Origin of the sequence: Moorena sp. SIO3B2 (assembly GCF_010692525.1) — a bacterium.
Classification (GTDB): domain Bacteria; phylum Cyanobacteriota; class Cyanobacteriia; order Cyanobacteriales; family Coleofasciculaceae; genus Moorena; species Moorena producens.
In genome coordinates, this window is the sequence record NZ_JAAHHE010000202.1 from 3,499 (window position 1) to 11,712 (window position 8,214).

Consider the following 8,214-nt stretch of genomic DNA (forward strand, 5'->3'; position numbering starts at 1 on the left):
AAAAACATTTTGGTTATGGGTGAGTATTCTAGATAATATCAATTTGCCCACCCTACTGACTTGTAGGTTGTAGGGTGGGCAAAAAAAAACATTTTGGTTATGGGTGAGTATTCTAGATAATATCAATTTGCCCACCCTACTTTAATTGGGATTTTTTTTACACTTTTGGTGGTGCGTTACGGGGCGGACTATCCCAACTTTGACGGTGCGTTACGGGACGGGCTATCCCAACACTGGCTACGAGGCAGAAAATGAGGGCAAGCCCGTCCCTAACGCACCCTACGAGGATAAAAATAAGGGCAAGTCCGCCCCTAACGCACCCTACGCACTAAAAACCCGTCGCCAACCTTCATAATAGCATAACCACTATAATACGATTTCCCTATAAAAGTACCAAAGATGGGCATTCCAATTAGTATCGAAATCGTTGGGTAATCGCTCCTGAAGACTAGAAGATTGTAGGTGAAGTAGCTCCGGTTTGTTGAGGGGAGTTGGGATTACAGTCCAATCTTTTCTGTTATTGAACTGGCTATGGAGTTTATCAGTATATGGTAGCACCGCAGCATTATACTTGTTACTACTTACTACCTCTGTGACTGCATCAAGCTGCCCTAGGACAGAAATAACAATACGATCCAATCGTGGCGCACCTTTTACATACTTGGGAAAAGCATTCAGTACAATTTCTTGGCCTGAGTCAAATCTCTCAACCTGGAAAGGTCCACTGCCAATGGGCTTCAGCTGAAAACTTTTTTGATTGTAAGCGTGGCGCGGTACTATACCGATAGTCATCACAGAGGCAATGTAGCGTGGTAGTGGAGACTCAGCAATGTCGATGGGGCGGGGGCGTGGTTGGTCAACGATTTCGATAGACTCAATCTGATCAATGCTCTCGATAGACTGAATCTGCTCCCGGTCAATGGGCGTAATGGTATCATCTTTGTCAATATCAACTTGATCAGAATTATCGTCTTTGCGTTCCTCTTCTTTGAGAAAAGGCCACAGTACTTCAAAGCTGATTATCCGATCATTAACGACATTGATATCTCTGATTATGTTTATCACCCGCTTATTTGGGCTTGAGTTAAGTTTTTTATATACCTGATAGGTAAACTCTACATCAGCTACAGTAAGCTGTTTTCCGTCATGGAAACTCACTTCTTCAGAAAGCTGGAAATAAATTATTCGAGTATTATTTTCCTTATTTTCAATCCACCACCAACGAGTAGCAATATCGGTTACGAAAGCTCCTGTTTTTGGATCAAGACGACCCAAACCACGGAAGACTAGGCTCAACACATCCCCTGGACCGTAGTTCATATTCGCTGAAGGGTAGTTAATATTGAGTAGTGGGTCAAGGGTATTGATATCACGAAAATCAGCAATGGTTAGTTGGTTTAGACCTTTAACCTCAATCTCTCTGGTAAAGGTGCTGTTAGCTCGGTTTAGGTCTAAATTTTTCTGGTGTGGATCAGCAGTGAAGCGGATGGTGTGGGAACCAGGGTCGAGTCTGAGCTGGCGACGGATACTGCTGTCTTGCGATCGCTGATTGGGCTGCAACGGACCGTGGGATTGGATTGGCTGCGGCTTGTTATCCACTGTCCACTGTACCTCGAAGGTATCAGAAGAACTATTCCCTTGATTGATTAGATCCGCTTCAATGGTAATCAGGTCTCCTGCTAATGGTTGATCTGGTGTGATAGTAATATTTCGCACTCGTAAATCAACGGTGATTGCTTCCCAAGACAGCAGATTGGTGCTTTGACCATCGATAACTACAAACAAGACACCAGAGCCTGTTACTTCGGGCATGGTAACAATTAAACGGGACTTGCTCCACTCAAGAATCTGTACTGCTTGACCTTGGAAGAAAACTGCGGCATTAGGGTCGCGATCGCCAAAATTACCTCCCTCAATCACAACCTGGCTTCCGGGTAGTCCTTTTGCTGGTTTCACCTCACTCAAGAACGGTAGCTGTCGCCATATCCGAATCCGTGAATCAGCAATTCCAGTTTTGCGGCTGAGTTCAGCTACCATTGCCGCTGTTTGGCTGTAGCCTTCAAGGTCATTAACTGAGTAAATCCCAATGCCATTTAATTGTTTGATCTCAGCCTCGGTAATACCAGGTAGAGTAGCCAGGGGCCTAGTGCTGATCGGTTGATCAAGTTGCTTACGCACTCCTTGTAACTGACTTTCTAGGACTTGGGCAAAATCCAGTTTGATAACAGTAGCGCTATTTTCCCCAGGGTCTGTAGTCCGAAATAAGATTTTACCGTCAGAGGTACGGCGCAGCTTAACTTCTATATCGAGTTGAAGCTGTTTAATCGCCATAGACTTGCCACGGGCATAAGATTTCAAAGAAAGAGTATCTTCAGCACGGTCAATTTCAGCAGCGATCGCATCAACCATCTCCGCTAGCTGCCATTCCGTGTTTTCCTCTGTATTGCTGTTTGTATTGTTTTTTGTATTACCTTTTGTATTGCCGTTGCTGGCTGTTAATGATTCCTCATTAGTCATAGTAGTTTACTAGCAAAAGTGTTTAACTTCGGAATAGTAGTCTTATCGTGATTTTTCAGGAGCGATAGTCATGCGGATGCGACCTAGTTTACCGACAGGGGGAGTTTCTATAGTTGAAGGTAAACTAATCATTACTCGTGATTTTGTTTTCTCTTGACTTAAAAATTGCCCATCGGTTTTTAGGTATAAATGGGCTGGAATATCAAAATAAACATCTGTAACCTCTAAATTCGTTTCTGTAGTGCTGTCAGAATTTGTCTGGTCGAGGGTGTCAGATACTTCTTCAAGGATCAGGGCAATCAAGTTGCCTAGTGTGATGTCAGCCATAGGTATAGCGCTACGCGCAAGTCAGAAGTTAGAAGTCAGAAGTTAGAAGTAAGTTATGACTAAGTTTCGGAGTTTAGGAGCGATGCAGAGGTGCGACCCGTGGCGAATTTAATTCTTAATGCGGAAAGCGCACCTAAGCGGTTTTGGGGGTTCCCCCCATGAGCGACTGCATCAAGACAATGTCAAACACCTTAGAGGTTGTCTGAGAAGTCTCATTTGCTACATTCAAGCCCCCTAAATCCCCCAATTTTGGGGGACTTTTACCAACAAATGGATTCTTGTTCCCCCCAGAATTGGGGGGCTAGGGGGGCAAAATTCAGTATCAAAAAACTTGGGAGATATCCTCTTAATGCGTAGTGCTCTAATGATAGATAGGGGATGATTGAAGTTACTTAATAAGGAAGCAGGGAGCAGGGAGTAGGGAACAAATCTCCCCAAACTCCTCTCTCTTTTCCTATTCCCTAGGCGCTAACCTATCGCAACAATCATCCCGCTGTAATACTTAAGTGATTAGGTAATCAATTTATCCGTTTTATTCTACTATTGGGAAGGTCTCGGTGCGGAAGCGAATTTTAACCTGACCAATGATTTCAGTACTCATGGTGACGTTATCAAATGAACTTTCATTAGTTGCTTTGACTTTTAGTTTGTTGAAGTTTGCTCCAACAGAAGCACGACCCCATCCCCACCTAGCACTGGCTCGGATAGAAGCGCCAGCTTGTAAACGGTCGTACTCGCTTTTTCGTCTAGTTTCTGTTTCGGTAGCAGTAACGTTAAAGGTAAGTTTAGAAAGGATTTCACCATCGGTGATCACAATCCGTGCCATACCCTGCCGTGCCATCTCCCGGAGATGATCAATCAAGCTCTGTGCCAGTGACTCAGAGAGTTTCCGACGAATTAGTTGGACTTGAGGAACTGTGAAAGAATTCTTCTGCTCTGGTGTGATAGTGAGTTTAAGGGGTTGTTCCAGATTGACCGTTTCTGCTTCTAATGCTCTTGCTACCTCCCTTAACTGATTAATATAAGACTTGGGATAATTGCCAGTGTCCTTGTCTGCAGGTATACCTCGAAATGTATAGCTCGGGCGTACAACAGTGCCGCCCTCTCCATCCGGGTAGTTTTGATTAAGATGTGCGTTAATCTCCGCATCAGAGACGTTCTCAGCCTCAAACTGCTTGAGGGTTTTGGCTAGGTTAGCAACCAGCTCAGCATAGGCTTCGATCTGTCTGATTGTCGCAGCGATAATAGCATCGAAAGTGCCGTTAATTAAGCCAGCAGTAAACTCCACAAAGCCTAGGTCTTGTACTTGCTTGGCGGCATTAATACCGGTATTAACAGCATCACCGATAGCCATGCCTCCAACCATGGATATCTGAGACTGTTGCTGATTCAGTTTTTCCTCAACCAATTCCTGGAGTGTGTTACCGAGGATATCAGCAATACCATCGCGCACTAGTTGCCGCTCTTGCTGGTCCCTAATCCGTGCTAGCGCTGAATCAACAATCTCGGTGACGATGCGGTTAACACCTTCTTCTATTAGTGCTTCAGTAGACGGATTTTTATCCGTGGACTGAATTTCTGGGTTTGGCATCTCACCTAACTGTGGCGGGATTGGATTTTGTGAAGTCATGGCATGATGTCCTTAATATTAAATGGGATAAATCGGGGTAATTTATCTAGCCCTTGGATTAGTAATTTAACATTATGCATTCCCTTGATCACAACTTTCAAATGAGTATATCACACTGAATTGGATCAATAAAGGTACCTCCTAGCAATTATCCTAGCTATGAGGTACAAAATTTCGGGATTTTAGGGAACAGCGGATCTGGGAACAGGGAATAGGAATGCGCTGCATCAAAACAGGGAATCAACGTCAAAGAATACTGTACCTCATAACGGCGATAAACGCTAGATATACTCCTTAATTTACGAAGGAATAACGTTTTTGTAACAAAATAACAGCTTAAAAATTATTTTTCCACCCTGAAAAAGCGTTGTTTATAGCAACATATCATTATCATGCGTTGCTTAATTATGGTATAATTTAGCTATCCTATAACCCCACTTTTTTTTGAAAAAAACTCTAAAACTTACCCATAAAGCGTTGTGAATGTAGAGGCTGATGTAGAGGCTGATGCTTTCAATCATTAATCCTTAATTTCAGCAGCAAAAATTATTAGCATACACCCTAATCAATGGGGCTATTATGGTTTTTCAATGAAATGTAAACAAAAGATGATGGAGCAATAAAAATTCGGATCAAAGACCAGCTAAGACTAGGAAAGATATTCGAGGATTTTTTGATGTAGGCTAAATGAGCCTAAGTTTTTATGACCTATTCATAAAAGCTATATTATTACTGAAGTCTGGATCGTGCCTACTGCTCAACACCTGTGAAATCATTACATCGAACTGAGGCGCGATCAAATCCGTAGCCCAAGGTTATCTTAAAGGAAGATAGGGACAAACACTCTTAACCTCATGGCATCTATTCCTAATCCAACTCTGGCAGCTGGTCTAGCAGCTCTCAAACAGGGCAATTACCAGGATGCGATCGCACACTTAGAAGGTGTCTGTGAGATGGAGTTGGATGACTCCATTGTGACGGAAGCCTCTCAATCCCTAGTCGAGGCTTATCCTAAGCATGGTCAGCCAGAAAAAGCGATCGCACTTTGCCAACACCTTAGGGAACACCCTGACCCCCAGATACAGGAATGGGCAGCTAAAACTGAGGCTGAGTTAATTACCAAGTATCCGGTTGCTGCTAAATCCCCTACTGATGCCACAGGGTTTACCCCCCTAGAGGATCAGGCTTCTAGCCCAGTGAATAGCCCACTGAAACTGAGCCGTAAACCAAACCAGACTGCTTCATCTTCTTCCCTATTACCAGTTCCCTACTCTCCCCCGGATATTCCCACCCTCTACACTCCTCGTCCTCGATGGCGCAACTGTGGACGAGCACAGCATTGGCATGCCCTGAAATCTGCCAAGATGGAACGGTTGTGGTTAGTAGCAATCACGGTTGCGATCGCATTTTTTTTGCTACTGCGCTCAGGGGTGGAATTCGCCATGGAAACCATCAATTCCATCTTGGTAGAGTTACCCTGGTTCCAACCCTTCCAATTGTTATACCGTGACCCAACTTTAGCCCTAGGAATTACCTTAGCAATCCTATTTATCCTATCGCCCTGGTTAATGGATGGATTGCTAAAACAGTTTCATGGTCTTGAACCCCTATCCTTGACTCAACTAGCTTCCCGCCATCCAGAATCCGCTAAAGTCATCCAAAAGGTTTGCCGCAAACGACGTCTGCCCTTACCGAGCTTAAAAGTCTTACCCACAGACGCCACCGTAGCCCTGACCTATGGTAACTTACCTCGCACTGCTCGCATTGTAGTTAGTCAGGGATTATTAGACCAGCTCAAAGATGATGAAATTGCCAACATCTACGCTGGTCAGCTAGGACATATTATTAATCGGGATTTCATCTTGATGTCCCTAGGGGTACTAATTATTCAAATCCCTTACACTATCTATTGGCAAATCCCTCAGTGGGCAGAGAAGCTAAAGGAATTACTGCTAGTTAAATTACCTGGTGCTAGCGGATGGTTAAGCGCAATCCTTTTAGGAATTACCGGTACTGTTGCTTCCCTCAGTTACAGCATTTACTGGGTATTGAGCTTACCGCTGCTATGGTTATCTAGAGCTAGAGTTTACTATAGCGATCGCATCGCCATCTCAACCACAGGTAATCCCAATGGCTTGACCCGCGCCTTACTAAAAATTGCCCTAGGGATTAGCGAAGACATCCAAATTTCCGGCCAAACCAGTGGGCTATTAGAAAGCTTTGATGTCTTACTCCCGGTCGGTTATCAGCAAGCCATAGTTATCGGCAGTTTTTCCCCCACCACCCCCTTTGAAGACATCTTGAAATGGGACTGTACTAATCCCTACCGCTACTGGTTAATCATCAACTCTGCCCATCCTCTACTGGGAGAACGGTTACATTTACCTAAGCGCTACGCTCACTTTCTCAAGCTTCATGCCGAACTAGATTTACCTGCTTTAATTCCTGCCAGTCGCAATCGAGCTGAATTTTTCTCTAAACTCAGCAACAGTTACAAAGCCTTACCCCTGCTACAAAGCACCCTAATTTTTGGCGTAATTATGGGCGCAGCATTAAGAGGGATACTTTGGATGATTGGTAAAGTCTCTGACATGCTAGACATTTGGCAGTTAATTTGGCTACATAATGCCAATTCCTTTATCGATGCTTGTATCTTAATTGCCTTTAGTATCAGTGTCTTTCTCTGGATTAATAATTACTTTCCCGACCTCAAACCTACCAATATCGGTACTGACCCCGACTTAGGAGATTATTTCGCCACTAACGCTACTCTACCTCCCGATAGTCGTCCTGTTCTCTTAAGCGGAAAACTATTAGGACGTTCGGGATTACGCAATTGGCTCGGACAGGATTTAATATTACAAACCCCGACAGGTTTAGTCAGACTAAACTACTGTTCCTATCTCGGACCACTAGGTAATATCCTACCTCAACCCACCCGTGTTAGTAATTTAGTTAACCAGACCGTAATCGTCACCGGTTGGTTTCGCCGGGGTGTTAATCCCTGGATTGATATTGAAACCATCAGTATCGAAGAAGATAAACCAATTCGCAGCTACTATCCCATTTGGATTACCATTCTCGCTACAGTAGCAGCCCTATCCGGCGCTTATCTGATTTCCCAAGTGGGAGCCTGAAATTACTAGGGAATCGGGAATCGGGAATCGGGAATCGGGAATCGGGAATCGGGAATCGGAATAGTAGATGTAGGGTGGGCAGTGTATCAGACTCGATTAATCACTGCGAGGATAGTTGCTATACACTGCCCACCATAGTTGCGTAGGGTGCGTTAGGGGGGCTCGCCGTCATTTTCAACCTCGTAGCCAGCCTTGGGAAAGTCCCCCCCGTAACGCACCACTGGGTTAAACACTGCCCACCATCGGAATAGTAGAGCAGCCCAGCATCGGAATAGTTGATGTAGGGTGGGCAGTGTATCAGACTCGATTAATCACTGCGAGGATAGTTGCTATACACTGCCCACCATAGTTGCGTAAGGTGCTGGGTTAAACACTGCCCATCATCGGAATAGTAGAGCAGCCCACCATCGGATGGGGTTGATGTAGGGAGTGAACAGACCGGATCAATTACTGGGATGATAGTTTCTAGACACTGCCCACCATCGGATGGGGTTGATATAGATGTAGGGTCGGCAGGGTCGCAGAACGGATCAATCACTGGGATGATAGTTGCTGGACCATGTTTCTAGTTCATGTATTCACAACCCAAATCCAAACACTATA

The 8,214-nt window shown here is 44.5% G+C and carries 5 protein-coding genes; 2 read left to right on the forward strand and 3 right to left on the reverse strand.

Features of this window, described 5'->3' with window-relative positions:
- Window positions 1-205 precede the first annotated feature (205 nt).
- The gene (locus F6K38_RS27555) at window positions 206-355 is read left to right on the forward strand and encodes a hypothetical protein (RefSeq protein ID WP_154659825.1); all 150 of its coding nucleotides are present in this window, start codon (window positions 206-208) and stop codon (window positions 353-355) included.
- Between the two features lie 11 nt (window positions 356-366).
- Here the strand turns inward: F6K38_RS27555 and F6K38_RS27560 are convergent, their stop codons facing one another.
- From F6K38_RS27560 to F6K38_RS27570, 3 genes are all read right to left on the reverse strand, one after another.
- Window positions 367-2,517, reverse strand: a complete 2,151-nt coding sequence (locus F6K38_RS27560; RefSeq protein WP_287358246.1) for an ABC transporter substrate-binding protein — start codon at window positions 2,515-2,517, stop codon at window positions 367-369.
- A gap of 42 nt (window positions 2,518-2,559) precedes the next feature.
- Window positions 2,560-2,844 carry a hypothetical protein gene (locus F6K38_RS27565; protein ID WP_008185529.1) on the reverse strand — a complete coding sequence of 95 codons (285 nt, stop codon included), beginning with the start codon at window positions 2,842-2,844 and terminating at the stop codon, window positions 2,560-2,562.
- Between the two features lie 532 nt (window positions 2,845-3,376).
- Complete coding sequence (locus tag F6K38_RS27570; RefSeq protein WP_287358250.1) at window positions 3,377-4,474, reverse strand: hypothetical protein; 1,098 nt, start codon at window positions 4,472-4,474, stop codon at window positions 3,377-3,379.
- A gap of 854 nt (window positions 4,475-5,328) precedes the next feature.
- On the opposite strand from F6K38_RS27570, the gene F6K38_RS27575 reads away from it, so the two are divergent.
- Window positions 5,329-7,611 (forward strand): M48 family metalloprotease, encoded by a 2,283-nt coding sequence (locus tag F6K38_RS27575; RefSeq protein WP_287358252.1) that lies wholly within the window; start codon window positions 5,329-5,331, stop codon window positions 7,609-7,611.
- Window positions 7,612-8,214: the final 603 nt, after the last annotated feature.

What these genes read in the sequence shown, in the direction of transcription:
- F6K38_RS27560 (WP_287358246.1), bottom strand. Translation starts at nt 2,517, where the DNA reads ATGACTAATGAGGAATCATTAACAGCCAGCAACGGCAATACAAAAGGT.
- F6K38_RS27565 (WP_008185529.1), bottom strand. Translation starts at nt 2,844, where the DNA reads ATGGCTGACATCACACTAGGCAACTTGATTGCCCTGATCCTTGAAGAA.
- F6K38_RS27570 (WP_287358250.1), bottom strand. Translation starts at nt 4,474, where the DNA reads ATGACTTCACAAAATCCAATCCCGCCACAGTTAGGTGAGATGCCAAAC.
- F6K38_RS27575 (WP_287358252.1), top strand. Translation starts at nt 5,329, where the DNA reads ATGGCATCTATTCCTAATCCAACTCTGGCAGCTGGTCTAGCAGCTCTC.